At 68.6% G+C, this 24,383-nt stretch carries 20 protein-coding genes; 9 read left to right on the forward strand and 11 right to left on the reverse strand.

What is annotated here, in order from left to right:
• Positions 1-11 precede the first annotated feature (11 nt).
• On the forward strand, positions 12-479 hold the full coding sequence (locus tag BMZ69_RS12020) for a ribonuclease toxin HepT-like protein (protein ID WP_139219037.1): 468 nt from the start codon (positions 12-14) through the stop codon (positions 477-479).
• Between the two features lie 6 nt (positions 480-485).
• Here the strand turns inward: BMZ69_RS12020 and BMZ69_RS12025 are convergent, their stop codons facing one another.
• The 4 genes from BMZ69_RS12025 to BMZ69_RS12040 all read right to left on the reverse strand — a co-directional run bounded on the left by BMZ69_RS12025 (position 486) and on the right by BMZ69_RS12040 (position 6,257).
• Positions 486-2,216 carry a carbamoyltransferase family protein gene (locus BMZ69_RS12025; RefSeq protein ID WP_092156918.1) on the reverse strand — a complete coding sequence of 577 codons (1,731 nt, stop codon included), beginning with the start codon at positions 2,214-2,216 and terminating at the stop codon, positions 486-488.
• 57 nt (positions 2,217-2,273) lie between these two features.
• Positions 2,274-4,382 carry a DUF294 nucleotidyltransferase-like domain-containing protein gene (locus BMZ69_RS12030; RefSeq protein ID WP_092156868.1) on the reverse strand — a complete coding sequence of 703 codons (2,109 nt, stop codon included), beginning with the start codon at positions 4,380-4,382 and terminating at the stop codon, positions 2,274-2,276.
• A 73-nt stretch (positions 4,383-4,455) separates the two neighbouring features.
• Complete coding sequence (locus BMZ69_RS12035) at positions 4,456-5,457, reverse strand: hypothetical protein (RefSeq protein WP_092156869.1); 1,002 nt, start codon at positions 5,455-5,457, stop codon at positions 4,456-4,458.
• 170 nt (positions 5,458-5,627) lie between these two features.
• Positions 5,628-6,257, reverse strand: a complete 630-nt coding sequence (locus BMZ69_RS12040; protein ID WP_244543329.1) for a thiol:disulfide interchange protein TlpA — start codon at positions 6,255-6,257, stop codon at positions 5,628-5,630.
• A gap of 31 nt (positions 6,258-6,288) precedes the next feature.
• Here BMZ69_RS12040 and argH point away from each other — a divergent pair, with 31 nt between their 5' ends.
• The 4 genes from argH (at position 6,289) to BMZ69_RS12060 (ending at position 12,205) form a co-directional block, all read left to right on the forward strand.
• Positions 6,289-7,695, forward strand: a complete 1,407-nt coding sequence (gene argH / locus BMZ69_RS12045) for an argininosuccinate lyase (protein WP_092156871.1) — start codon at positions 6,289-6,291, stop codon at positions 7,693-7,695.
• A gap of 130 nt (positions 7,696-7,825) precedes the next feature.
• Positions 7,826-8,086, forward strand: a complete 261-nt coding sequence (locus tag BMZ69_RS12050) for an LPS translocon maturation chaperone LptM (RefSeq protein WP_092156872.1) — start codon at positions 7,826-7,828, stop codon at positions 8,084-8,086.
• Between the two features lie 7 nt (positions 8,087-8,093).
• Positions 8,094-9,383 (forward strand): diaminopimelate decarboxylase, encoded by a 1,290-nt coding sequence (gene lysA / locus BMZ69_RS12055; RefSeq protein ID WP_092156873.1) that lies wholly within the window; start codon positions 8,094-8,096, stop codon positions 9,381-9,383.
• 134 nt (positions 9,384-9,517) lie between these two features.
• Positions 9,518-12,205 (forward strand): TIGR02302 family protein, encoded by a 2,688-nt coding sequence (locus BMZ69_RS12060; protein WP_244543330.1) that lies wholly within the window; start codon positions 9,518-9,520, stop codon positions 12,203-12,205.
• Between the two features lie 37 nt (positions 12,206-12,242).
• On the opposite strand, the gene BMZ69_RS12065 is transcribed toward BMZ69_RS12060, so the two are convergent.
• Positions 12,243-13,544, reverse strand: a complete 1,302-nt coding sequence (locus tag BMZ69_RS12065; protein WP_092156874.1) for an aminotransferase class V-fold PLP-dependent enzyme — start codon at positions 13,542-13,544, stop codon at positions 12,243-12,245.
• Positions 13,545-13,681: 137 nt separating this feature from the next.
• On the opposite strand from BMZ69_RS12065, the gene BMZ69_RS12070 reads away from it, so the two are divergent.
• Positions 13,682-14,284: a glycoside hydrolase family 19 protein gene (locus tag BMZ69_RS12070; RefSeq protein WP_092156875.1), complete on the forward strand. Its 603-nt coding sequence runs from the start codon at positions 13,682-13,684 to the stop codon at positions 14,282-14,284.
• A 242-nt stretch (positions 14,285-14,526) separates the two neighbouring features.
• Here the strand turns inward: BMZ69_RS12070 and BMZ69_RS12075 are convergent, their stop codons facing one another.
• From BMZ69_RS12075 to tsaD, 6 genes are all read right to left on the reverse strand, one after another.
• Complete coding sequence (locus BMZ69_RS12075) at positions 14,527-15,711, reverse strand: DUF418 domain-containing protein (RefSeq protein ID WP_092156876.1); 1,185 nt, start codon at positions 15,709-15,711, stop codon at positions 14,527-14,529.
• A complete protein-coding gene (locus tag BMZ69_RS12080) occupies positions 15,711-16,229 on the reverse strand; it encodes a TetR/AcrR family transcriptional regulator (RefSeq protein ID WP_092156877.1) in 519 nt (172 codons plus the stop codon). The genes BMZ69_RS12075 and BMZ69_RS12080 overlap by 1 nt, the downstream gene beginning before the upstream one ends.
• Before the next feature lie 75 nt (positions 16,230-16,304).
• Positions 16,305-16,715, reverse strand: a complete 411-nt coding sequence (locus BMZ69_RS12085; protein WP_092156878.1) for an EVE domain-containing protein — start codon at positions 16,713-16,715, stop codon at positions 16,305-16,307.
• Positions 16,715-17,053: a hypothetical protein gene (locus BMZ69_RS12090; protein WP_092156879.1), complete on the reverse strand. Its 339-nt coding sequence runs from the start codon at positions 17,051-17,053 to the stop codon at positions 16,715-16,717. Before BMZ69_RS12090 ends, BMZ69_RS12085 begins: the two co-directional genes overlap by 1 nt.
• A gap of 14 nt (positions 17,054-17,067) precedes the next feature.
• Positions 17,068-18,066: an NAD(P)H-dependent glycerol-3-phosphate dehydrogenase gene (locus BMZ69_RS12095; RefSeq protein ID WP_092156880.1), complete on the reverse strand. Its 999-nt coding sequence runs from the start codon at positions 18,064-18,066 to the stop codon at positions 17,068-17,070.
• Entirely contained in the window at positions 18,063-19,106 is a 1,044-nt protein-coding gene (tsaD, locus tag BMZ69_RS12100; RefSeq protein ID WP_092156920.1) for a tRNA (adenosine(37)-N6)-threonylcarbamoyltransferase complex transferase subunit TsaD, read from the reverse strand. Before tsaD ends, BMZ69_RS12095 begins: the two co-directional genes overlap by 4 nt.
• Before the next feature lie 326 nt (positions 19,107-19,432).
• Between tsaD and BMZ69_RS12105 the strand changes: the two genes are divergently transcribed.
• The 3 genes from BMZ69_RS12105 to BMZ69_RS12115 all read left to right on the forward strand — a co-directional run bounded on the left by BMZ69_RS12105 (position 19,433) and on the right by BMZ69_RS12115 (position 24,263).
• Positions 19,433-21,385 carry a uroporphyrinogen-III synthase gene (locus BMZ69_RS12105; protein ID WP_175506772.1) on the forward strand — a complete coding sequence of 651 codons (1,953 nt, stop codon included), beginning with the start codon at positions 19,433-19,435 and terminating at the stop codon, positions 21,383-21,385.
• Between the two features lie 14 nt (positions 21,386-21,399).
• Positions 21,400-23,082, forward strand: a complete 1,683-nt coding sequence (locus tag BMZ69_RS12110; RefSeq protein WP_092156882.1) for a heme biosynthesis protein HemY — start codon at positions 21,400-21,402, stop codon at positions 23,080-23,082.
• Between the two features lie 149 nt (positions 23,083-23,231).
• Positions 23,232-24,263, forward strand: coding sequence for an RluA family pseudouridine synthase (locus BMZ69_RS12115; RefSeq protein WP_092156883.1), 1,032 nt, complete (start codon positions 23,232-23,234; stop codon positions 24,261-24,263).
• Positions 24,264-24,383 lie beyond the last annotated feature (120 nt).

The following is a 24,383-nucleotide window of genomic DNA, read 5'->3' on the forward strand; positions in this document are numbered from 1 at the left end:
ATACAGCGATGATGGCGGAGCGCTGGGGAGACATCAGAGCGGACATCGCTGCGGCAAAGCGCCATTTTGCCGCCGCCGAGCGCATCGGCAGGCAAGAAGCGATCGATACTGCCACAGATGCTGGCTATGATGCTGCGATGGCGCTCCAGCATGCTATGCTCGCCGGCTATACGTCCTTCGAACTCGCTCTGCGCCGAATCCTGGCCCTGCTCGACGAGGATGCGCCGGTCGGACCAGACTGGCATGCTGCGCTCATCCGCCGTGTGTCGACGCCGATCGCAAATGCCCGTCCTGCCATCATCAGCCCGAAACTCGCCGGCGATGCAGCCGAATTGATGCGCTTTCGGCATGTCGCCATGCACAGCTACGATAATTTCGATTTCGAGCGTGCGAGGACGGCGGTTGCCGCTGCCGGGCGTTTCCTCGCGCGCATCGACGACGATCTCGCGACGTTCCGCGCGGCTATCGATCCGGACTGAGCCGCTTCACTTCACCAGCAGCCAATCCTCGACCACCAGCGCGTCGAGGCCGCTGGTATAGAACATCAGGATCGCATCCTCGCTCGTATGCAGGATCGGCTTGCCCATGATGTTGAAGGAGGTGTTGAGGACCACCGGCACGCCGGTGATGTCGTGGAAGGCCAAGATCAGCGCGTGATAGCGCGGATTGCGCTGCGCCGTGACGCTCTGCAGGCGCCCGGTCGCATCCTCGTGGACGACGGCCGGAACGCGGTCGCGCACAGCTTCCTTCCAGGTCAGGGTGCGCTCCATATAGGGCGCATCCTGATAGTTCTCGAACCAGTCGGGGCCGTGCTCGGCCAGGATCGAGGGCGCGAAGGGCCGGAAGGCCTCGCGGTACTTCACCTTGGCGTTGAGGATGTCCTTGGCGTCGGCCGGGCGCGGATCGGCCAGGATCGAGCGGTTGCCGAGGGCGCGTGGCCCGAATTCGGCACGCCCCTGCGCCCAGCCGATCAGCTTGCCTTGTGCGAGGAGTTTCGCCGTCGCGATGATGATCTCGTCAGGCGGGAGCTTCTTCAGCCGCGGCTCCCAGGCGGCCATGCGCTCGAACGGCTCGGTCGAGAGGCTGGAGCCGAGATAGGGGCTCATCGGGCCCTTCGGCGCCTGCCAGCCCGGATTCGCCTCGGCATGGGCGAGCCAGGCGGCGCCGATCGCATTGCCGTCATCGGCCGGGGCGGAGGGGACGTGGACCTGCTTGAAGCCGTGGCGGCCGACGATCTTGCCGTTGAAGGAGGAGTTGAGCGCGCAGCCGCCGGCAAGCACGAGGTTTTCCGATGGGCAGAGCGCCGCCGTTTCGGCAAGCAGCGCCTCCATCATCTCGGCGAAGACGTCCTGGCCGCAGCGCGAGAGATCGGCCCAGCCCTTGTCGAGTGCATCGGCCGGGCGGCGGGCGAGGATCTCGTCGGCGACGCTCTGGACCGTCGCGGCATCGGCGAAGCTGAGCTTGGTGCCCTCGACGCGATAGAGCTTGCGCAGCAATGCGAGCAGCGCGGGATCGCGCTTGCCATAGGGCGCGAGCCCCATGATCTTCCATTCCTCGCCCTTGGCCTGGTCGAAGCCGGCGAGGTCGGTGACGAAGCCGAAATAGAAGCCGATCGATTCGCGGCCGCGATGCCGCTTCAGCTCGGTGAGGCGGCCGTCCTTCAGCGCGAAGATGGCGGAGGCGCCGGTCTCGCCCATGCCGTCGACGACGAGGCAGGCGGCGTCGCGGAAGGGCGACGACCAGGAGGCATAGGCGGCGTGGCTGAGATGATGGCCGTAGCGCTTGATCCCGGTGAGCTTCGCCTCGCCGAAGGCGCGGTCGAGGCCGAGCAGGGTGCCGAGGCCGGCGCGCTGCTGCTGGTGGTGCAGGTTGGCGATCAGGGCGCGCTCGCTGCGCTCGGGCACGAGCGAGCGGTTGAAGGCGGGCGAGAGCTTCAGGAGCGAGTCGAGGCTGAAGGAGCCGGCGCGGCTCATCTGGTCGAGGAAGCCGGTGAACTCCTCGCCCCAGCTGGTGGCGAGCCTGATCTCGACGCCCTTGGGAATGTAGCGCTTGACCAGGCTTTCCATCCGCGCCGCCGTGTCCGGCTCGCAGTTCGGCGCGCGCTTGTATTGCAGGTAGCGCTCGGCCGCCTCGGCGAAGAGGACCTCGCCGTCGGGATCGACGATCGCGATGGCCGGGTCGTGGAAGGTGGTGGCGAGGCCGATAGTGTAGCTCATGGCCGGCAGCGTATGGAGCAGCCGGCCGGCCATGGCAAATGCAATACACCAAGAGCGTCAGCCGCCGAGGCGGTTGCGGCGCAGCTCCGGCAGTATGGCGAGACGGCCGAGCGCCTGTTTCAGTTCCCGCTGCCGGCGCTTGCCGAGGATACCGGGGACGACCCTGTTGCTCGGTGGCTGCCCGGCCGCGATGTCGGCGACCTGCTGCTGCAGGATCGCGGAGAGCAGGAGCGCGTGATCGTCGGCGAATGCGGCCAGGTCTTCGCCGCCTCCGGCCCCCGATGCGGCGAGCGCCGCGAGCCGCTCCTGCGTCGCGCGACCGGGGGCGCCCTGATGCAGTGCGAGCAGGCGCGCCGTCGCGACGATATCCTTCAGGCCGTTGCGTTTGAGGTCGATGCGCCCGTCCTCCTCGGTGCGGATGCCGCCGAGAAGGCCGAGCCCCTGTGCCGGCTCGCCCGCGCTCTCGGCGAGGAGCTTGAGAAAGATCGTCTGTTCGCGTGCCGCCAACCAGGCCCCCCGCCAGAGCTGCTCGGCTATGGCTAGGTCGCCATAGACAGGCAGAAAGTCGAAGAAGATGTCGACATTGAGCAGGTCTTTCGGACTGGAGCGCGACAACCATTGGCCGATGCGCCGGCGCCAGGTGGCGACCGAGCCGCGAAAATCCGGCTCCGACGCCATCACGCCGCCCTTGCAGAGCGGGACGCCCACTTCGTCGAGAATTCGGGTCATGCGCCGCCCCAGCGCGGCGAACCAGCGATCGGCCGGGCCATCGGGCTCGCCTTCTGCGAAGACGATCGCATTGTCCTGGTCCATCGCCAGCAGGCTCTCGCCGCGCCCGGCCGAGCCGAGCACCAGGACCGTGTAGGGGCAAGGGGCGGGTCCGGCCTCGCCTGCGGCGAGTTCGGCCTCGGCGAGCATCGCCGCGCGTCGCGTCAGCGCGCCGACCTCGCGGGCGATCACGGCGGCGATCGTCCGGGCCGGGACGTCTTCCGTGAGCAGGGCCCGGGCGACCACGGGCAGTCGCGCCCAAGCGGTGGCGAGCGCCGGCAGGTCCGGGGCGCTGTCGATGTCGTCGCCGAGCGCCACCGCGGCGCTGGCTCGCAGCTGCAGCAGGTCTCGCGTGGTAACGACGCCGACCAGCGCATTGTCCGGCCCGCTGACGGCCAGATGGCGCACACCATGCCGGCTCATCCGCCCGATCGCGCGGTAGAGGAAGGCGTCGGCCGGCACCGCGAGCAGCGGACGCGTCGCGCAAGCCGCGGCAGGCTGTGCGAGCGCGGCCGCGCCGTCTCTGGCGATGGCGCGCAGCACATCCCGTTCCGTCAGTATGGCCAGGCCTTCGAGGGCTGCTTCCGCCCTGCCGACGAAGACCGAACTTAACCGCTCACGCGCCATGATGCGCAGCGCCTCCGCGAGAGCCGTTTGCGGTGCTACGATCGCCGGCTTCTCCCGCATCACCTCGCGGACGCGATGACGGTAGGGGTAGCTGTCGAGCTTCGGCAGGGGATCGTCGGCCCCGGCGGGGCTGTGCAGTTCCCAGGCAGGGGGCGCGGCGGCCGTCATCGCATCGGTGACGCGCCGGCTGGCCGAAATCGCCTCGCCGACGGTGCGGATGCCGCGTTCGCGCAAGCGCGGCGCCAGGGCGAGGAAGACGAGCCCTGCCGCCCGCGCATCGCCCAAAGCGCGGTGCCGTTCCTGAGGCGGGATGCCGAGCCAGCTGCCGAGCGCCTCGAGCGAATAGGAGGGCAGGCCGGGTTCGGCGAGCTGGGCGAGCAGGCGGATGTCGAGCGCCGGCGGGGCTTCGAAACCTCGGCCGATGCGCTCGGCCTCGCGCCGCAGCATGGCGATGTCGAAGCCGATTGTATGTCCGACGACGACCCGCCCGGCGAGGAATTGCGCGATGCCGTCAAAAAGTATCGTGAAATCCGGCGCGCCGGTCAGCGCGGCGCTGTCGAGGCCGTGCACGGCGCTGGCGGCGGCGGGAACCGGCGCATCCGTCGCGATCAGGCTGTGGAAAGCGTTGGCGCCGTCGAGGCTTCCCCGGTCGAGATGGATGGCGGCGATCTCGATCATCCGCGCGCGTCGGACATCGAGGCCGGTGGTCTCGACATCGAGCGCGACACCGTGGATGGCGAAAAGCGGCGTCGCTCGCAGCAGACTGGCCATGCCTCCCCCTTTTTCCGGAGGCTAGAGCGGGGCGGGCCGCTTCGCCAGCCCTGCCTGTCGGCAGGACCGGCCGCTACCGTGATTTTGCGGCGAAGGCGATACTGTCGGCGATCGCCTTGATCGCCGGTTCCAGGGAGGGGTAGGTCGCCTCATCCGCGCTGACGATCATGCGTACAAAGCGGCCATCGGCGCTCAGGCCCATATACTGGGCGAAGCGCTTGCGGGCCGAGCCTTCGGTGATCGTGCCCGAGAGCATGACGCCGTTCTTGTCGCCAGCGAAGGTCACGGTGTCGCGCTTGGCGATCTGCGCCTTTTCGAAGCCGCGTGTCGTCTGCAGCAGCTTCTCGCCCACGGCGGCCAGCTGGCCGGCCGGGACCTGGCCGCCGGTCTGGTAGCTGACGATCAGCATGGGCTGGCTGCCCTTCGGGTCGACGTTCAGCGGTCCTGAGGTCATCAGCACGCCGAGGCCGCCGAAGGTGTCGACGACGCGGAAGGGATCGGTGGCGCGGACTCGGAAGGGCAGGGCTGCGAGCTTCTGGTCGATCGTCGGCTCTGCGCCGAGCGACACGGTCTTCAGCATGGCGACGATGTCGTCGCCGTCGAGATCGGAATCATCCGGCGCCTGCACCGTGATCATCACGGTCTTGGCGCCCTTGAGCAGCACGATCCATTTGTCGAAGGTCGCGGCTCCGAGTGCCTGCTGGCCGGTCAGGATGCGGCCTTTGCCGGCGGCGGTGTCGATGTCCTCCGCGTCGTCAATGGTGATGTTCTGCTTGGCGAAGTTGGTCTTCGCCGTCTCGAGATTGGTGAACAGCGTCGAGAGTTGCGGATGCGCCTCGGGCGGCAGCTCGACGACGAGCACGGAGGCCTTGGCCTCGGCGTTCTCCAGCCCGGCGAACTTCGTCGAGGGCACGAAGCCCTTCAGTGGCGCCAGCGAGACCGTCGTACCGGAGATCGCGGTTCGATCCTGCGCCTGAACGCCGACCGCCAATCCAGCGGCCAGCAGCCCGCCCATGGCCAGGCGAAAGGTGGTTCGGGCGGCGTGGCGCACCGCGCTCATGTCGAATCGGATCATCGCATCGCTCCTGTATGATCGGTGGGACCCGCGTCGCCGACAACGGGCCATGCTGTAACTGGCTCAGCGGATACAGGTTCACATCCCGCGATCTTGCCGATCGAAGGATGAGGCCCGGGCCGCTTGTCGCTCTTGCACGTGTCAGCGCCGTGATCGACGCCCTGTGCGGATCAGCGCCGACCGATCGCGGCGGTGATCATCGCCTTGGCATCGGCGCCGGCCCATTCGGCCGGGCCCTGCAACAAGGCGAGCTCGCAGCCGGCCGGGTCGACCAGCAGGCTGACCGGCATGCCCTCGACCTTCTTCACGGCGCGGATGTCCTGGAAGACCTTGGCCTGCGGATCGGCATAATAGGCGAGGCGGGTGATGGTCTTGTCGGCCAGCCACTTCTTCGGCTTGTCGGGGTGGCGCGTGTCGATGTTGATCGCCACCACCTCGAAATCCGGACCGCCGAGCGCGCCCTGGAGCGCGTCGAGCGCCGGCATCTCGGTCAGGCAAGGCAGGCACCAGGTCGCCCAGAGATTGACCAGCACGGTCTTGCCGCGGAAGGCTGACAGCGTCGTCGGCTTGCCGTCCGGGCCGTTGAAGGCGAGGTCGGGCAGCAAAGCCGGCTGCTTGGCGACCTCGATGGCAGCCACCTCGCCCTTCGCGAGGGGACGCAGCGCCTCCACCTTCGTCGCGGCGGCACTGCAGACGGAATTGCCGGCCACGCCCCGCACGGAGTAGAAGGCGCCAGCGCCGCCCAATACCAGCAGCGCGAGAGCCCCGCAGGCCATCATCATTTTCGACCGAGACGTCATCGCGCGTCCTTGAAGAGCAGGAAAGACCGCCGTGAGCAACCGCATGTGGGGTGGGCGTTTCGCCACAGGTCCCGACGCCATCATGGAGGAGATCAACGCCTCCATCGACTTCGACCAGCGCCTGTGGCGCCAGGACATCCGCGGCTCGCTGGCGCACGCCGCCATGCTCGCCGAGACCGGCATCCTGACGCGCGAGGACGTGGACGCGATCTCGGACGGACTCAAGGGCATCGAGGCCGAGATCGAGGCCGGGCGCTTCACGTTCTCGCGTGCGCTCGAAGACATTCATATGAATGTCGAGAGCAATCTCAAGGACCGGGTCGGCCTCGCTGCCGGGCGCCTGCACACCGCCCGCTCGCGCAACGACCAGGTCGCGACCGACATGCGCCTGTGGGTGCGCGACGCGCTTGATCAGCTCGACGAGCAGGTCGCCGACCTCCAGCTCGCCCTTGCCGAGAAGGCCGAGACCTATGCAGGGGCGGTGATGCCGGGCTTCACCCATCTGCAATCGGCGCAGCCGGTGACCTTCGGCCACCACTTGCTTGCCTATGTCGAGATGCTGGCGCGCGACCGCAGCCGTCTTCGTGACGCCCGCGAGCGCATGAACGAGTGCCCGCTCGGCGCTGCCGCGCTCGCCGGCACCTCCTTCCCGATCGACCGGCACATGACCGCCAAGGCGCTCGGCTTCGCCCGTCCGACGGCGAACTCGCTCGATTCGGTCTCGGATCGCGATTTCGTGCTGGAGACTTTGTCGGCCGCCTCGATCTGCGCCATGCACCTGTCGCGCCTGGCCGAGGAGATCGTGCTGTGGGCGACGCCGCAATTCGGCTTTGTCAAGCTCTCGGACAAGTTCTCGACCGGCTCCTCGATCATGCCGCAGAAGCGCAATCCCGACGCGGCCGAATTGGTGCGCGGTAAGGCCGGGCGCGTCTTCGGGGCGCTGCAGGGGCTGCTGACGATGATGAAGGGCCTGCCGCTGACCTATTCGAAGGACATGCAGGAGGACAAGGAAGGCACCTTCGATGCGGTTCAGACGCTGTCGCTCTGCCTTGCCGCCAGCGCCGGCATGATCCGCGACATGCAGCCGGACCTGAAGACGATGAAGAAGGCGGCCGGCCTCGGCTACGCCACTGCGACCGACCTCGCCGACTGGCTGGTGCGCGTGCTGAAGATGCCGTTCCGCGACGCCCATCACGTCACCGGCCGGCTCGTCGGCATCGCTTCGGCCAAGGGGGTCGGGCTGGAAAAGCTCTCGCTCGCCGAGATGCAGGGGGTCGAGCCGAAGATTTCCGACGAGATCTTCGCCGTGCTCGGCGTCGAGCGCTCGGTGAAAAGCCGCACCAGCTATGGCGGCACCGCTCCCGCCAATGTGAAGCGGCAGGCGAAGCGCTGGTTGAAGCAGCTCGCCAAGGACGGCACCCGTCATGCTCAGGCTTGACCCGAGCATCTCTTGACGGAGATTCTCGGATCTGCGCTTCGCTCCGCCCGTGAATGACGCCCGTGAGGCTCGCAAGCTTGCGCGCCATTCGCTACAGTCCCTTCGACGCCTTGCCCGAGGATACCCGTTCGTGCCGCATTCCCGTCTGACTATCGGCCGCGCCGTGCTGGTCGCCGGCTTCCTCGGTCTCGCGCTCTCCGCCTGTGGCCGCCGTGGTCCGCTTGAGCCGCCTCCGAACGCCCAAAACGCGATCGATCTGCCGGACGCGCAGACCGGAGCCGTCGAGAACACCTTCAACGCGACGGAAGCCTCGCCGCTCGGCAAGCCGCCGAAGCGCAACCGGCCGATCGAGGTTCCCGAGAAGCCTTTCGTGCTCGACCCCTTGCTCTGAGCGCCCGATGCATCACTTCGCCTATCGCGACGGCGCGCTCTTCGCCGAGGATGTCGACCTGCGCGAGATCGCGGAGAAGGTCGGCACGCCGGTCTATGTCTATTCCTCGGCGACGATCGAGCGGCATTACCGCCTCTATGAGGCGGCGATGGCCTCGACCACGCCGGGCAAGCCGGCGCATGTCTTCTACGCCATGAAGGCGAACAGTAATCTCGGCGTGCTGAAGACGCTCGCCGCGCTCGGCGCCGGCGCCGATACGGTGTCCGAGGGCGAGATCCGTAAGGCGCTCGCCGCCGGCTTCCCGGCCAGCAAGATCGTCTTCTCCGGCGTCGGCAAGGCCGAGAGCGAGCTAGCCTTTGCGGTCGAGGCCGGCATCTATCAGGTCAATATCGAGACCGAGGGCGAGCTCGACCTGCTGTCGAAGGTGGCGCAGCGCCTGGGCAAGCGCCAGGAGGCGGTGTTCCGGGTCAATCCCGACATCGGCGCCGGCGGCCACGCCAAGATCACCACGGGCTCCTCGGCCAACAAGTTCGGCGTCTCCTTCGAGGAGGTGCACCGGCTCTATGCCCGTGCCGCCAATATGTCGGGTGTCAGGATCATGGGGCTCGCCGTGCATATCGGCAGCCAGATCCGCGAGGTCGACGCCTTCGAGGCGGCCTATGCGAAGATGCGCGACCTCGTGCTGGCGCTGCGGGCGGAAGGCCACCGCGTCGACCGGCTCGACCTCGGCGGCGGGCTCGGCATTCCCTACGATATCCCGCGCGAGTTCGATCACGGCCCCGGTCTGATCGAGGCCTATGCCGCGATGGTCGCCCGGGTGACGAAAGGGCTCGATGCCGAGCTCGGCTTCGAGCCGGGCCGCCTGATCGTCGGCAATGCCGGCATCCTCCTGACCAAGGTGCTGCATCTCAATCCGCGCCCGACCAAGGAATTCCTTGTCGTCGATGCGGCGATGAACGATCTGATGCGACCAGCCATGTACGAGGCTTATCACGAGATCTGGCCGGCTGCAGAGCCGGCGGAGGACGCAAAGACGATCGCTTATGACGTGGTCGGGCCGATCTGCGAATCAGGCGACACCTTCACCACCGGGCGCGAACTCTCCGCGCTGAAGCCGGGCGATCTCATCGCCTTCATGACGGCTGGCGCCTATGGCGCCAGCATGTCATCGACCTACAACCAGCGCCCGCTTGTCGCCGAAGTGCTGGTGAAGGGCGACAAATTCGCGGTGACGCGGCCGCGCCAGACCTATGAGGAGCTGATCGGCACGGATCGTGCACCGCCCTGGCTGCCCTGACGGCGCTTCACGATTCCAAGAGCGCCTGTGGGCTCGGGCGCTTCGACGCTGGTCACGCCACAATCACGTGCTAGCCTCTCCGCTCGATCGATGAAGCCATGAGAGCGGCCGCGGGGGGCGGCTCGGAGCATCGGATGAGCGAAACACCGCGCCGGACGGCGCTAGACCCGGTCCAGATGATCCGCAGGCGGCTGGAGCGCCTCGCTGCGGCATCGCGGCTGTCGCTGGCCTGGGAACGCCTCTGGCCGAAGCTGTGGGCGCCGCTCTGCGTCCTCCTCGTCTTCCTCGCCGTCTCCTGGTTCGGGCTCTGGCTGCATCTGCCCTGGTGGGGGCGGGCCGCCGGCTCCGCGATCTTCGCTCTTCTCCTGCTCGCGAGCTTCTGGCCGGCCGTCAGCGGTCGCTGGCCCAGTCGCCGCGAGGCGCTGGCCCGGCTCGACCACTCGATGGGTGGGGCGCACCGCCCGGCGACCTCGCTGGAGGACACGCTCGCGGTCGGCGGCAAGGATCCGGTCTCGCAGGCACTGTGGACCCTGCATCTGCAACGCCAGAGCGCCCATGTCGCGGCACTGAAAGTCGCGCCGCCGCAACCGCGCATGGCCGGGCGCGACAAGCGCGCGCTGCGTGCGGCGCCATTGGTCGCGGCCGTCGCCGGTTTCTTCGTCGCCGGGCACGAGGCCCTGCCGCGGCTCAGCGCTGCGTTCGACTGGCGCGGGCCTGCGCTCGCGGCAGCCGCGGTCCGGATCGACGCCTGGATCGACCCGCCATCCTATACGCGCATGCCGCCGATCCTGATCGATTTCGGCAGGCTCGCCAGCCCGAACTTCAACGTGCCCGAGAAATCGACGGTGGTGGTGCGCATCGCCGGCAAGAGCGGAATGGATGTCGCGACCACCGGGCGCCTCGACGCCGTGCCGGTCGAGGGCAAGCCCGGTGAAGCCAAGCCCGCTGAAGCCAAGGCGGCGGCGACGAATACGGTCGCGGTGACCGAGAAGCGCTATCTCGTCGCCGGCGACGGCACCTTGCGCATCACCGGCTCGGGCGCGCCGGCGCAAACGCTCAGCCTGCAAGCGGTCATCGACCAAAAGCCGGAGATCGCCTTCGCCGAGCCGCCCAAGGCGGTCAGCGGCGTGCAGGGCGGGCTCGGCATCAGCTATCGCGCCAAAGACGATTACGGCATCGCCTCGGCCGAGGTCCTGGTCTCGCGTGTCGGGCCGATTTCGGGCGGCCGTTCGCTGGTCGAGGCGCCCAAGCAGGTCTTGCCGGTGCCGCCCTCCGGCGAGGAGGAGATGAAGAGCACGGTCGACTTCTCGGCCCATCCCTGGGCCGGCGCCAAGGTCAATATGAGCCTCTCGGCGCGCGATGAGACCGGGCAGGAGGGGCGCAGCGAGGTTGTCGAGGTGACGCTGCCGCAGCGGACCTTCACCAAGCCGCTGGCCAAGGCGCTGGTCGAGCAGCGGCGCAAGCTGGTCATGGACGTGGACAATCGCAGGAAGGTCCAGCTCGCGCTCGATGCGCTGATGATCGAGCCGGACCGCTTCATGAAGGAGACCGGCGTCTATTTGGGCATGCGGATGATCGGCGAAAGGCTGCGCCGCGCCGCCAGCGACGACCAGCTGCGCGAGACCGCCGAGATGATGTGGGCGCTCGCACTGCAGATGGAGGATGGCGATCTCTCGGATGCCGAACGGGCGCTGCGGGCGGCGCAGGAGAATCTGGCGCAGGCGCTGGAGCGCGGCGCCTCCGAAGAGGAGATGAAGAAGCTCACCGAGGATCTGCGCCGCGCCATGGACCAGTTCATGCGCGAACTCGCCCAGCAATGGCAGCGCCAGCAACAGAACGGCGAGCAGAACCAGGCGCAGATGCCGGAGAATTTCCGCACGGTGACGCCGCGCGACCTGCAGAACATGCTCAACCGGATCGAGGAGCTGACCAAGCGCGGCGACATGGCCGAGGCGCAGCGCCTGATGGAGGAGCTCAACAACCTCCTGAACAATCTCAAGACGGCGCGCCCCGGCCAGCAGGATCCGCGCCAGCGCGAGATGAACCAGGCGCTCGGCGATCTCGACCGGATGACACGCGAGCAGCAGCAATTGCGCGACGAGACTTATCAGCAGGATCAGCAGCGCCAGAACCGGGCCCAGCGCGGTCAGCGTCCAGGCCAGCAGCAGGCCCGCCCCGGCCAGCAAGGCCAGCGCCAGCAAGGACAGCAGGGCCAGCGCGGACAACGTGGCCAGCAACCCGGGCAGCAGCCCGGCGAGAATGGCGAAGAGGGCGAAGGCGAGGACGGCCAGAACGCCGAGGGCGGGCAGGGCCAGGGGCTGTCGCAGCGCCAGCAGGCCCTGCGCGAGCGGCTGCAGGATCTGCAGCGGCGGATGCGCGGCATGGGCGCCGACCCGGGCGAGCTCGGCGAGGCCGAGGACGCGATGCGCGAGGCCGAAGGCCAGCTCGGACAGGGCCAGGACGGGCAGGCGGTCGACTCGCAGGGGCGGGCGCTGGAGGCTTTGCGCAAGGGCGGCCAGAACCTCGCCCAGCAGATGCAGGGCGAGCCCGGCGAGGGCGAGGGCAACGAGAACGCCTATGGCGAGCCGGATGGGCGCCCTGCGGGCCGGCCCTCGGCCCAGCAACGTGACAACAATGATCCGCTCGGGCGTCCGCAGCGCCAGCGCGACTGGGCCGATGGCCGCGTGCGGGTGCCGGGTGCCGACGAGAGCGCGACGCAGCGGGCACGGCGCATCCTCGAGGAATTGCGCCGCCGCCTCGGCGATCCCCTGCGTCCGACCGAGGAGCTCGACTATCTCGAGCGCCTGCTGCGGCGGAATTGACGAAAGGCCGCGCCGAGCGCGGCCTTTCTTTTAGGGCTCAGCCCGCCCGGTTGCCCGAAACCACCGCGAGCGCCGCGATGAAGCGGTCGAGGTCGGCTTCCGTCAGATAGGGCGCCGGCGAGATGCGGATGGTGTTGCCTTTGGCGACGCCGCCGCGGCGCACCGTCATCACCTTGTGCTGGTCGCGCAGCGCCGCGACGATCGCGTTGCAGTCGGCGGCGGAGCGCTTGCCGGTCAGCGCGAAGGAGGTGATGCCGGCGACCATCTCCGGATCGTCCGGCGTCTGGATCTCGACGCCCTTGAGTTCGCGCGCCTTGGCGACCCAGTAATTGCGTAGATGGCGATAGCGCGCCTCCTTCGCCTGCGGGCCGACCTCCTGGTGCAAAGCGAGCGCTGCAGGCACGGCGAGCTGGGCGGCGAAGTTCGGGGTGCCGGTGTGGATGCGCGAGCGGACATCGTCAGCCTTGAAGTCCTCGTCGCCGTAATGGGTGTCGATATCAGCCAGACGCTCGCGGGCGATGTACATCAGGCCGACGCCGAGCGGCGCGCCGATCCATTTGTGCAGGTTGAAGCCGATGAAGTCGACGCCGAGGTCCTTCGCCCTGAAGTCGACCTGGCCCCAGCTATGGGCGGCGTCGAGGATGACGTCGATGCCGCGCGCTTTGGCCATGGCGGCGAGCTCCCGGACCGGCATCATCAGCCCGGTGCGATGGCTGATATGGGTGAGCAGAAGCAACTTCGTCTTCGGGTTGGCCGCGAGCGCTGCCTCATACGCCGCAAGCACATTGGCCTTGGTCGGCGGCTCGGGGATGTCGAACTTGGCGACCTCGACGCCACGCCGGCCCTTCAGCCAGTTCATCGCATACTGCATCGAATCGTAATCGAGATCGGCATAGAGCACGCCGTCGCCGGCTTTGAGCTTGTTGTAACCGGCGATCAGCGTCTGCAGCGCCTCGGTGGCGCCGCGCGTCAGCGCGATCTCCTCGCGGGCGACGCCGAGGAAATCGGCCAGCGGCGAGCGGACATTGTCGAGGTCCTGGCCGATCTTGGTGCGGGCGTAGACGGTGTTCTCGAAGTTCACGAAGTCGGTCAGGCGCTTGTACTCGGCCTTCACCGGCTCGGCCATGATGCCCCAATAGCCGTTCTCTAGGTTCACCATGTCGGGGGTGACGCTGTAGAGGCGCCGGACCGCGTCCCAGTAGCCGGTGTCGGTGCCGAGATTGCTGGTCGGCAGGGCCGGAAGCGAGCGGGCGAGGGCGGGAGCGGCTGCAGCAGCGAGCGCGGCGGTACCGAGACCGGCGAGCAGTGTGCGGCGGCTGAGAGTGGTGTGGTCGGTCATGGCGGAGGGCTTTCCTTGGGGCGGGGGCCCTCGCTAGACGCGCGCTATTTCAGGGCCATGACGGTCTTGGTTACGAACTTGTCCCCGCGTGGCGAAAGCGATGCATACTGGCGCAAAGCGCAGCCGGGAGTGCCGCCATGTCGATGCAGGGATCGCCAGCCGAGGACGTACCGGTCGAGGAGCCGCAGGTTCCGCGGCTGCCGGATCTTGGCGTCACCGTCGCCCGGCTCGCGCGGCTTGCACCAATCGGCAAGGCCGAAATCATGAACAACCTTGCCCTGCATTTCGACCGGCTCGCGGCCGAGGCCGACCTGACGACGCCACTGCGGGTCTGCCACTTCCTGGCGCAGGCCGCGCATGAGACCGACCGTTTCCGCACACTCGAGGAGAAGGGCGGCAAGAAGCAGTTCGCCAAATACGAGGGGCGCGTCGATCTCGGCAACACCGAGCCGGGCGACGGTGCACGCTATCACGGGCGCGGCATCTTCCAGCTCACCGGCCGGGCCAATTACAGGCGCATCGGCCGGATGCTGAACATCGATCTTGAGGGGCGACCCGAGCTGGCGCTTGATCCGCGCATCTCGGTCCAGGTCGCCTTCGCCTATTGGCGCGACCGCAAGATCAACGCCGCCGCCGACCGCGACGACGCGGCCCGCGTCACCCAGTTGATCAATGGCGGCGCCAATGGCCTCGCCGACCGCCGCCAATTGCTGACGACGGCGAAAGGGATCTGGTTCTAGCGCATTTCCGTGTTTCTTCGAATCGCAAAAATGCTCTAGGCCCTTGTTTTATCGCATTTTCTTCACGCGAACCGGTATCCACTTCGCTCGAAAATGCTCTCGGTCTCTCTCTTCCGCCCGCCATCGTCATTGCAGCTGAGTATCGGCGGCCGCGCGCTCGGAGGCGTCGCAGCGCGGGCTCGCATCTCGGTGCCACAGGCTTCTTGGCGACGTCGGGTGGCGGAGGAGGGGCCGGAGACCGGCTATCGCGTGGCCCCGAGCATCGTGTCAGGCGGCCGGCGCGGTCCCGCCAGACGCTCGACGAACCATTCGAACGGCCCCTTGGCGAAAACCCTGCTCCACAGCGAGGCCGCGATCAGCAGGGCGAAATAGACCAGCGCTGCCAAGCCGATGCAGGCAGCCGGCCCGAGTCGGCCATAGAGGCCAAGCCCATAGCCGAGAAAGATCAGCGCGCAGGCGATCGACTCGCTGATGTAAAGTGACAGCGACAAGCGGCCATCCGCCTGGAAGATTCGCCCGATTCTGGCGCCGACGCGACTGTTGAAGACGTTCAGGCCGGCGCCGATCAGGACGAGGCTGAGCAGCGGCGGGAACACCCCGCGCAGGATCAGCTCCGCCGCGGCGAAGGCGGGCTTCATCGCGCCTGGCGGTGCCACCGCCACAGCTGCATAGGCAATGTTGCCGATGAGGGCCGGAAGCCAGAGCAGGCGAGCGATCGCGCCACCTTGCGTGGCCAGGCTGCTCAGCGGCGCGGAGCCGAGATATCGATAGGCCGCCGTGCCTAGGAAGAACATCATCGCGACATGCGGTAGCGTGATGAACGGCGAAAGCCCGTAGAATACCGCCCACTCGATCAGTCGATAGCGCGCGATGCCGAGGAAATCACCCGAGCGTTGCAACGCCACGGCGACGGCATCGTTCCCGGTCCAGCCGTCAGGCTCGATGATGCCGACGACGCCCAGAAGCGTATGGGTGAGGATGGCGAGCAGCCACATCAGCGCCGCCGCCTTGACGAGGCGCAAGACCGACCACCGCGCCGCCAGCGGCAGGATCAGTCCCACCAGGGCGTAGGCCAGGAGGATATCGCCGGCGAAGAGCAGCAGCGCATGGGCGATGCCGAGCAGGCCGAGCGCCAGTAGCCTGCGCCGATAGCGCTCCGGGCCGTTGCTTTCGATCTGGCGCGCCGCGCCATAGCCGAAGAGGAAGGAGAAGATCAGGATGAACTTCGCCTCGAACAGCGCCTGGATCAGAAAAACCGCGAAACGGTCGAGCGCGCCGGGAAAGGCGGTGCGCCACCAGTCGCCGCCGAAGCCGAAGGGCATCGCGAAGAACGGCATGTTGACGACGAGGATGCCGAACAGCGCGACACCGCGGATCATGTCGATGGCCGGATCGCGCCCGGCAGCAGTCGTCGGAACAGGCGTCATCACAGCTGCTCCGTCAGCTTCAGCAGGGTTTCGCGCGTCGTGGCGGCATCGCTCTCGTTCAGCCTGGTGAAGAAGGCGCCATCGACAGCGAGCCGGATGGCTATCGCGAGGCCGCGCGGCAGCCCGTCATCGCAGGCCGCTTCGAGCCAGCGCCGGTCAGCGTCAAGCAGCGGGACCAGCGCGGCGGACTCCGGCGGCAGGGCGGCGATCAGCGCCCCGAGCAGCCGGTCGATCTCGTCGCCATTGGTGAAGGCGACCCGGATATAGGCGCGCAGCCAGCGGCCGGGCCGGACCGGCTCGGTTTGCATCGCCTCGGCGATGGCGAATTCGGTCAGCGCGACGATGCCCTCGACCAGCGCGACGAGCAGCCGCTCCTTGTCGGGGAAATGATAGAGGATGCCGCCCTTACTGACGCCGGCCTCGGCTGCAAGGCGATCGAAGGTCAGCGCCTCGACACCGCTGCGGACGATGATCGCCCCGGCGGCTTCAAGCAATTCGGACTTCTTGCTTCGGCGCATGAGCGTATCTCCATAACTAAACCGTCTGGACGGTATAGTTATGGAATTTGCCGCTGATCGGCAAGGGGGCTGGAGCTACAGCCCGCCCATCTTGCAGACCAGCGCCCATTCCTCGTCCGTCACCGGCTGCACCGAGAGACGGAACGAGGTGACGAGCGACATCTTGGCGAGCTTCGGCTCGGCCTTGACCGCGGCGAGCGAGACCGGGTTCGGCAGGGGCTTCAGCGCCTTGAAGTCGACCAGCACCCAGGGCGGACCGGCCTCGACCCAAGGATAATGCTCCTTGATCACCTCGGCGATGCCGACGACCTCAAGCCCTTCGTTGGAATGGTAGAAGAAGACCTGGTCGCCTTTCTTCATCGCCATCAGGTTGAGCTTGGCGGTGTGGTTCTTCACCCCGTCCCAATGCGTGCCCTTGGCCCCCGTCTTGACCAGGTCGTCCCAGGAGAAGACCGAGGGTTCGGATTTGATCAGCCAGTGCGCCATCAGCCTTCGTCCTCTTCCTTCTCTTCCTTCAGAGGCACCGGCGGTCGCGACGCCGCTTCGCCGTTCTCGTTCCAGAACCTGACCATCTCGCGTGTCAGCCCGGCATAATCCTGCGGGCTGAGCTCGACCCTGACCTCGCCCTCGCCGAAAGGCAGGATCAGCACGAAGCGATGCGCGTCCTCGGCCCGCCGGCGGCGCAGCTCGATCACCCGCCCGGCGATGCGCCCGGCGAGCGGCACCGGCTGGCTCTCGGCAATCAGCTCGGAGCCGGTCGTCTTGCGTACCTCGGCGATCCCTCGCGCCACGCGCTTCGTCAGATCGGACCAGTCATTCGCCATGCATGCCTCTCCGCTCAGTTTTCTGCCCGCACCGGCCGCGCCAGCAATTCCGCGACCGCCTCGCGCACCCCGACGCTGCCGGCGATGATGCTTGATACGGCCTCGGCGATCGGCATGTCGATCGCCTGCGCCCGCGCCATCTCGACCAGCACCGGAGCGGTGAAAGCGCCTTCGGCGAGCTTGCCACCCGATGCCTCGGCCGGCGACCGACCCTGCCCGAGCGCCTGGCCATAGGCGAAATTGCGTGACTGGGCGGTGGCGCAGGAGAGCACGACGTCCCCCAGTCCCGAAAGTCCCATCAACGTCTCGGCCTGGGCGCCATGCGCCTCACCAAATCGGCGCAGCTCCGAGAAACCGCGCGCCACCAGCGCGGCGCGAGCGCTCTCGCCGAGGCCGAGGCCGATGGCGATGCCGGCGGCGATGGCGAGCACGTTCTTGGCGGCGCCGCCGATCTCGACGCCGCGCGGATCATTGCTGTGATAGATGCGCAGCGTCTGTGAGTTCAGCGCCTCGGCCAGCGCCTTCGCCAACGCGGCATCGGCGCAGGCGAGCGTCAGCGCCGTCGGCAGCCCCCGCGCGATGTCGGCGGCGAAGCTCGGCCCGGACAGCACCGCCGGAACCGCCTGTGGCAGCACCTGGGCGATGATCTGCGTGGTGAAGCGTCCGCTGCCTTGCTCGATGCCCTTGGCGGCGGAGATCACCGGCAGTCCGTGCGGAAGCGCCGGAGCAAGCAGCGTCGAGGCCGCACGCAAGGCCTGCGTCGGCACGGTTAGGATCAGCGCCTCGACCTGCGCAAGCGCCGCGCTGTCCGAAACCGGTTCGATCGCCGGGGGCAGCTTCGCGCCGGGCAATCGCGGTGCCTCGCGCTGGTCGCGCAAACTCGCCACGGTCTCCTCGTCGCGGGCCCAGAGGACGACGTGCCGCCCGGCCCGGGCCGCAGCGAGCGCCAGCGCCGTGCCGAAGGCGCCGGCGCCGGCGACACCGACCGTCTGGTAGCGGGCTCTTGCGCTCACGCCTGCGCCCTGAGTTCGTCGAGCGGCCAGCGTGGCCGCGCCACCGCGCCCATGTCGTCGACAAGGCCAAGCCGGAGGCGTTCCAGGCCGGCCCACGCGATCATCGCGCCATTGTCGCCGCAGAGCGCCACCGGCGGGGCGACCATCGGCAGGCCGGCCTCGGTCGCAAGGCGCACCAGCCCGTTGCGGATCTGCTGATTGGCGGCGACGCCGCCGGCGACGACGAGCGACGAGGGCTTGATCCCGGCCTCGCGGCAGGCGCGCAAGCCGGCGCGTGTCCGGTCGACCAGCACGTCGACCACCGCCGCCTGGAAGGAAGCGCAGAGATCGGCGACGTCGCGCTCCGACAGGGGCGCGATTCGCTCGGCGACGAGGCGCACCGCCGTCTTGAGGCCCGACAGCGAGAAGTCGGGATTGGGCCGCCCGCTCATCGGCCGCGGGAATTCGAAGCGCTCGGGATCGCCCTTGAGTGCCTCGCGCTCGACCGAGGGGCCGCCGGGATAGGGCAGGCCGAGCATCTTGGCGATCTTGTCGAAGGCTTCCCCGACCGCGTCGTCGATGGTGGTGCCGAGGCGCAGATAATCGCCGACGCCGCGCACGGCGAGCAATTGCGTATGCCCGCCGGAGACCAGCAGCAGCAGATAGGGGAAGGCGAGGTCGTCGGTCAGCCGCGCCGTCAGGGCATGGCCTTCGAGATGGTTGATCGCGATGAAAGGCTTACCCGTCACCAGCGCGATCGCCTTCGCCGTGGTGAGGCCGACCATGACGCCGCCGACCAGGCCCGGTCCCGCCGCTGCGGCGACCCCGTCGATCTCCGATGGCTTCATGCCGGCGCTCGCGAAGGCGCGCGCCACGATCCGGTCGATCGCCTCGACATGGGCGCGCGCCGCGATCTCAGGCACGACGCCGCCATAAGCGGCATGCGCCGCGATCTGGCTGAGGATCTCGTTCGACAAAATCTTCGCTTCGCCGGAGCGTTCGACCGAAACGATCGCGGCGGCCGTCTCGTCGCAGGTCGTCTCTATGCCCAGAACTCGCATGCTCGTCATGGTGTTGGGCGGGCATCGGCACTGGTCGCCGGGCTGCCGCCGAGGTGCGCGGTTTCGCGCGGGGATTTCCTCCGTATAGTGCTGCATGAAGGAGAAGGCCAATGCCCAGCGTCGGCCCATCCGCACTGAACCGGAGACCTCGCACCAGATGACGGACGTACCGATCGCCGGTTATGCCATCCTTGTCGGCGAATGCCTTGGTTCCGTCACGGAGGCCGCGCAGGGAGCGAGGATCGGACGCGGATCTCGCGTCCGTATCCAGCCCGGCAGCTTCGACCCGGCCTGAGCCCGCCCGAGGAGACGATATGCGCGTTTTGGTGTTCAGACCGCTTGACGATGCCGAGCGCAGCGCTCAGAGCTTGCGCGAGCGTGGCAAGGACCCGTTGGTCGCGCCGCTGTTTCAGGTCCTGCCAACAGGCGAGAAGCCGCCCAAGGGACCATTCGACGCGCTGGTGCTGACCAGCGCCAATGCCGTGCCGGCGCTGGAAAGCCTGCCGAAGAGCTGGCGCAGCGCGCTGCCGGCCTTCTGCGTCGGCCCGCGCACCGCGGAAGCAGCCGGCAAGCTCGGCTTCATCGCGCACAGCGCCAAAGGCGGGCGGGCCGAACTCCTGGCGCTGATCCTGGAGCGGCTGCCGGCTGGGCAGAAGCTGCTCTTCGTCGTTGGCCGCGACAGGCATGAGGACCTGCCGCAGCAATTGCGCGATGCCGGCCACGACGTGACGATCTGGACCGCCTATGAGGCCAAAGCAGTCGAGAGCCTGCCTGCGCATGCCGCCGACGCGTTGCGTGATGGCTCGGCTGATGCCGCCCTGCATTATTCGCCGCGCAGCGCTGAGGTCTTCGTCGCTCTCGCCGGCAAGGCCGGTCTCACCGAGCAGGCGCAGGCGCTGCCGCAGCTCACGCTTTCCGCTGCGGTTGCCGCGCCGCTGATCTCGGCCGGCGCGGACACCGTGCTCGTCGCCGAGCATCCTGAGGAAGCGGCGCTCTTCGCGGCGCTCGACCAGCTTCCCGCTCGCACTCTGCTCACCGGCGATGCTAAGGAGCCGGCAGCAATGGACGACAAGGTGGACAAGGACGAGATGGCGGCGGAGCCGAGCAGCGAACAAGGCCCGGCCGGCAAGCGCCGCAACCGTTCCGGCCGGACGCCGCCGACCATCGAACTGGCGGCGACGGAAACCGTCGAGACGCCGCCCGCAGGGGCTGCCAACTTGGCCACGACCGCAGCCGAAGCCGAGCGCATCGAGACACAGGCCGAGGCCGTGTTGCCAACCGAGGCGCTCGCCGAGGAATTCACACCGCCGCCGGTGCCCGAGCATCAGCGCCGCTTCAGCCTGCCGACCGTGGCGCTTGCCGGCCTCGCCGGCGGCGTCATCGGCGCCGGCTTGCTGCTGCTCGGTCTGCGTCTTTCCGCGCCCGATGACGGCGCCCGGCTGGCCGAGCTCGCCAAGCGCATCGAGACCCTGCAGGCGCAGAGCGCCGCCCTGCCCAACCGAGCCGCACTCGAGGCCGTCGATCGCAAGGCGGCGGCCGCAGCCGAAAGTGCCGCCAGAGCGAGCAGCGAGGCGCAGGCCAATGCCACCCGGCTCGCCGAACTGGCCAAGGCTGCTCCGGCCGGGGACGCGAACCTCGCCGCTGCGTTCAGTGAGAAGCTTGACCGTGCCGACAATGCTGCCGCCGCCGCCCGCGACGCAGCCACGGCGCTGAGCCAGCGTCTCGCCGGTGTCGAGGCCGCGGCCAAGAGTGCCGCCCAGCCGAGCCGGCAGGCGGTGGCGGCAGCGCGCGTCGTCCTGGCCGAGCGCATCCGCGACGCGATCGGCTCCGGCCGCCCGTTCCAGGCCGATCTCGCCGCGCTCGGCGACATCCCCGCTGACCAGAAGACGGCGCTCGCCGCCGTTGCCGGCAGCGGGGCCGCGACGCGCGACAAGCTGCTGGCGCTGTTCAAGAGCCACCAGGCCCTGCTCGTGCGCGAGACCACGCCGGAGGCGAACAGCTGGGAGGACAAGCTGCTCGGCCTTGCCAGCCGCATCGTCACCATCCGCCCGGTCGATGACTCCGGTTCCAGCGATCCCGCGACCTTGCCGATCCGGCTGGAGGGCGCGCTCGTCCAGAACGACATTGTCAAGGCTGCCGAGCTCTGGGCGCAATTGCCCGAGCCGGCGCGGCGCGGCAGCGAAGCCTTCGGCGCGGCACTGAAGCAGCGCGCAAGCGCGGAATCGACGATCAACCGTATCGCGCAGGATGCGGTCGCGGCGCTGGGCACGGCAGGCTGAGAGGATAGATCCCGATGGTTCGCGTACTGGTCTATCTCCTCGTCATCGCCGCCTTCGCCGCTGGCGCCGTCTGGCTCGCCGATCGGCCGGGCGAGGTCTCGATTCTCTGGCAGGGCTACCGCATCGAGACCAGCGTCGCGATCGCGGCGATCGGCGTCGTCGTGCTCGCCTTCCTCGCTCTGGTCGCCTGGGCGATCATGCGCTTCGTCTTCGGCCTGCCTTCGGCCTTCGGCTTCGCCTCGCGGGCACGGCGCCGGGCGCGCGGCTTCGAGGCGATCTCGCGTGGTATGGTCGCGATCGGCGCGGGCGATCCCGTCGCCGCCGGGCGCCATGCGGTCGACGCCCGCAAATTCGCCGCCAGCGAGCCGTTGACCTTGCTGCTCGAAGCGCAATCGGCGCAGCTCTCCGGCGATCGCGGCCAAGCCGAGGCCGCCTTCAAGGCGATGCTCGACAAGCCGGAGACCCGTGTACTCGGCCTGCGCGGCCTCTTCGTTGAGGCACGCCGGCGCGGCGACATGGCCGCCGCCCGCGCCTTCGCCGACGACGCCGTGCGCCGCTCGCCCTCGCTCGCCTGGGCCAATGACGCCCTGCTCGACTTCCACACCGCCGCCGGCGACTGGCAGGCGGCCCGCACAGCGGTCGAGCGCCGCGCCGCTTTGCGCCTCGCCGACAAGGGCGAGGCCAAGCGCCAGCGCGCCGTCCTGCTTGCGGCCGAAGCGCTCGACGCCAAGGACCGCGAGCCCGAAAAGGCGCTCGCCGCTGCGCTCGAAGCGGTCAAACTCGCGCCGGGCCTCACGCCCGCCGCGGCTCTGGCCGGCCGGATGCTGTCGGAGCGCGGCGACATCAAGAAGGCGGCGAGATTGCTGGAAGCCGCCTGGAAGCAGGTCTCGCATCCCGACATCGCCAGCGCCTATCTCGACGTCCGCCCCGGCGACAGCGCCCGCGATCGGCTGGCCCGGGCGGAGACACTGACCAAGCTCAGGCCCGCCGATCCGGAAGGGGTGCTGGCGCTCGCCGGCGCCGCCATCCACGCCCAGGACTTCGCCCGCGCCCGCGCCACGCTGAAGCCGCTGCTCGCCGGCGGCGCCTCCGTCCGCGCCTGCCTGCTGATGGCCGAGCTGGAGGAGGCCGAGCATGGCGCCACCGGCCGCGTGCGCGAATGGCTGGCCCGCGCCACCCGCGCCCCGCGGGACGCCGCCTGGGTCGCCGACGGCCTCGTCTCCGACCAGTGGCTGCCGGTCTCGCCGATCTCGGGCCGGCTCGACGCCTTCGTCTGGACCGTGCCGCCGGCAACGCTCGGCAGCCAGGGCAGCCATCTCGACGACGACGTCCTCGCCGATCTTGACGAACCCTCGGCGCCGTTGCTCGAAGGCAAGGCCGAGGTGGCAGAGGCCGTGACGGTGCCACCAGCGGCCGGGCTCACCGCGCCTGAACCGCCGAAGCCTGAGCCCAAACCGGAGCCCAAACCGGAGCCTAGGTCGGAACCCAAGGTCGAGGCCAAGCCGGAACCATCTGCCGCAGCTGCTCCTCCCCCGGCCGAGCCGGTCGTCGAGATCACTCCGATGACGACAAAGCCGGCGCCGCTGCAGGGCAAGCCGGCCCCGGTGGTCTTCCCGGTCGCGCACGCTCCCGACGATCCCGGTCCGGAGCAACAGGCGCCGGGCGAGGCCAAGGGTCGTTTCCGGATCTTTAGCTGACGAGCACGTGATTCGCGGTAAGAGCGCAGCGAAGAGCCGAGAATGAAGTGACAAGAAGGCGCCGACTGGAGCCTTCTTTCCCTGAGATGGTCGGGGCAAGCCCGAGCATGACGCGTGATCTTTGCCTTCTGGACGCCTATAGACGGCGCATGACCGCCTCCGAGATCACCTCCTCATCCGCCACCGAGCTCGTCATCACGCCCGAGCAGGCCGGTCTGCGCCTCGACAAGGCGCTCACGCTGCTCGGCGGCGAGGTCTCGCGCGCCCGCCTGCAGCAGGTGATCAAGGAAGGTGGCGTCAGCATCGACGGAATGGTCACTGCCGATGCCAGCCGCAAGGTCGTGGCCGGCCAGCGGCTTTCCCTCGTCATGCCCGAGGCCAAGCCGGCCGCGCCGGTCGGTCAGGACATCCCGCTCACCGTCGTCTTCGAGGACGAGCACCTGATCGTGATCGACAAGCCGGCCGGGCTCGTCGTCCACCCCGCCGGCGGCCATGAGGACGGCACGCTCGTCAATGCGCTGATCGCTCATTGCGGGGAGAGCCTTTCGGGCATCGGCGGCGTGCGCCGGCCCGGCATCGTCCACCGGCTCGACAAGGACACCAGCGGCCTGCTCGTCGTCGCCAAGAACGACAGGGCGCATCGCGGCCTCGCCAAGCAGTTCGCCGACCACGGCCGCACCGGTCCTCTCGAACGGGCTTACCTTGCCTTGGTCTGGGGTTCGCCGCGCCGGCAGACCGGCTCGATCGACGCGCCGATCGAGCGCTCCAACCGCAATCGCGAGAAGATGATGGTGGTCGGCGAAGGCCGCGGCCGCGAGGCGATCACCCATATCGAATTGATCGAGCGCTATCCGCCCCTGCTGCGCGGCCATGAGGAGATCGAGGCGCTGGCGAGCCTGGTCGAGTGCCAGCTCGAGACCGGGCGCACCCACCAGATCCGCGTCCATATGAGCCATATCGGCCACCCCTTGCTCGGCGACCAGCTCTACGGCTCCGGCTTCATGACCAAGGCGAGCCGTCTGCCGGAAAACGCTCGCGCTGCGCTAGCCGATCTCGGGCGCCAGGCGCTGCATGCGCGCCTGCTCGGCTTCGAGCACCCGGTCACCGGCGAGGAATTGCGCTTCGAGTCGGAACCTCCAGCCGACTTTGCACGTTTGCAAGCAGAACTCTCGATCCTGTGACCGATTTTTGCTGCGTTGCCCACTTTCCGCCACCCTCGCATCGTCTATACTGCATTGCGAAAGCGGATGGCTAAAGGGGCGCCGCTGGGTGCCGGTAGCGGACGACAGGGCGAAGGTCGT

The sequence above is a fragment of the Allobosea sp. CRIB-10 genome (assembly GCF_900112185.1).
Taxonomy (GTDB): domain Bacteria; phylum Pseudomonadota; class Alphaproteobacteria; order Rhizobiales; family Beijerinckiaceae; genus Allobosea.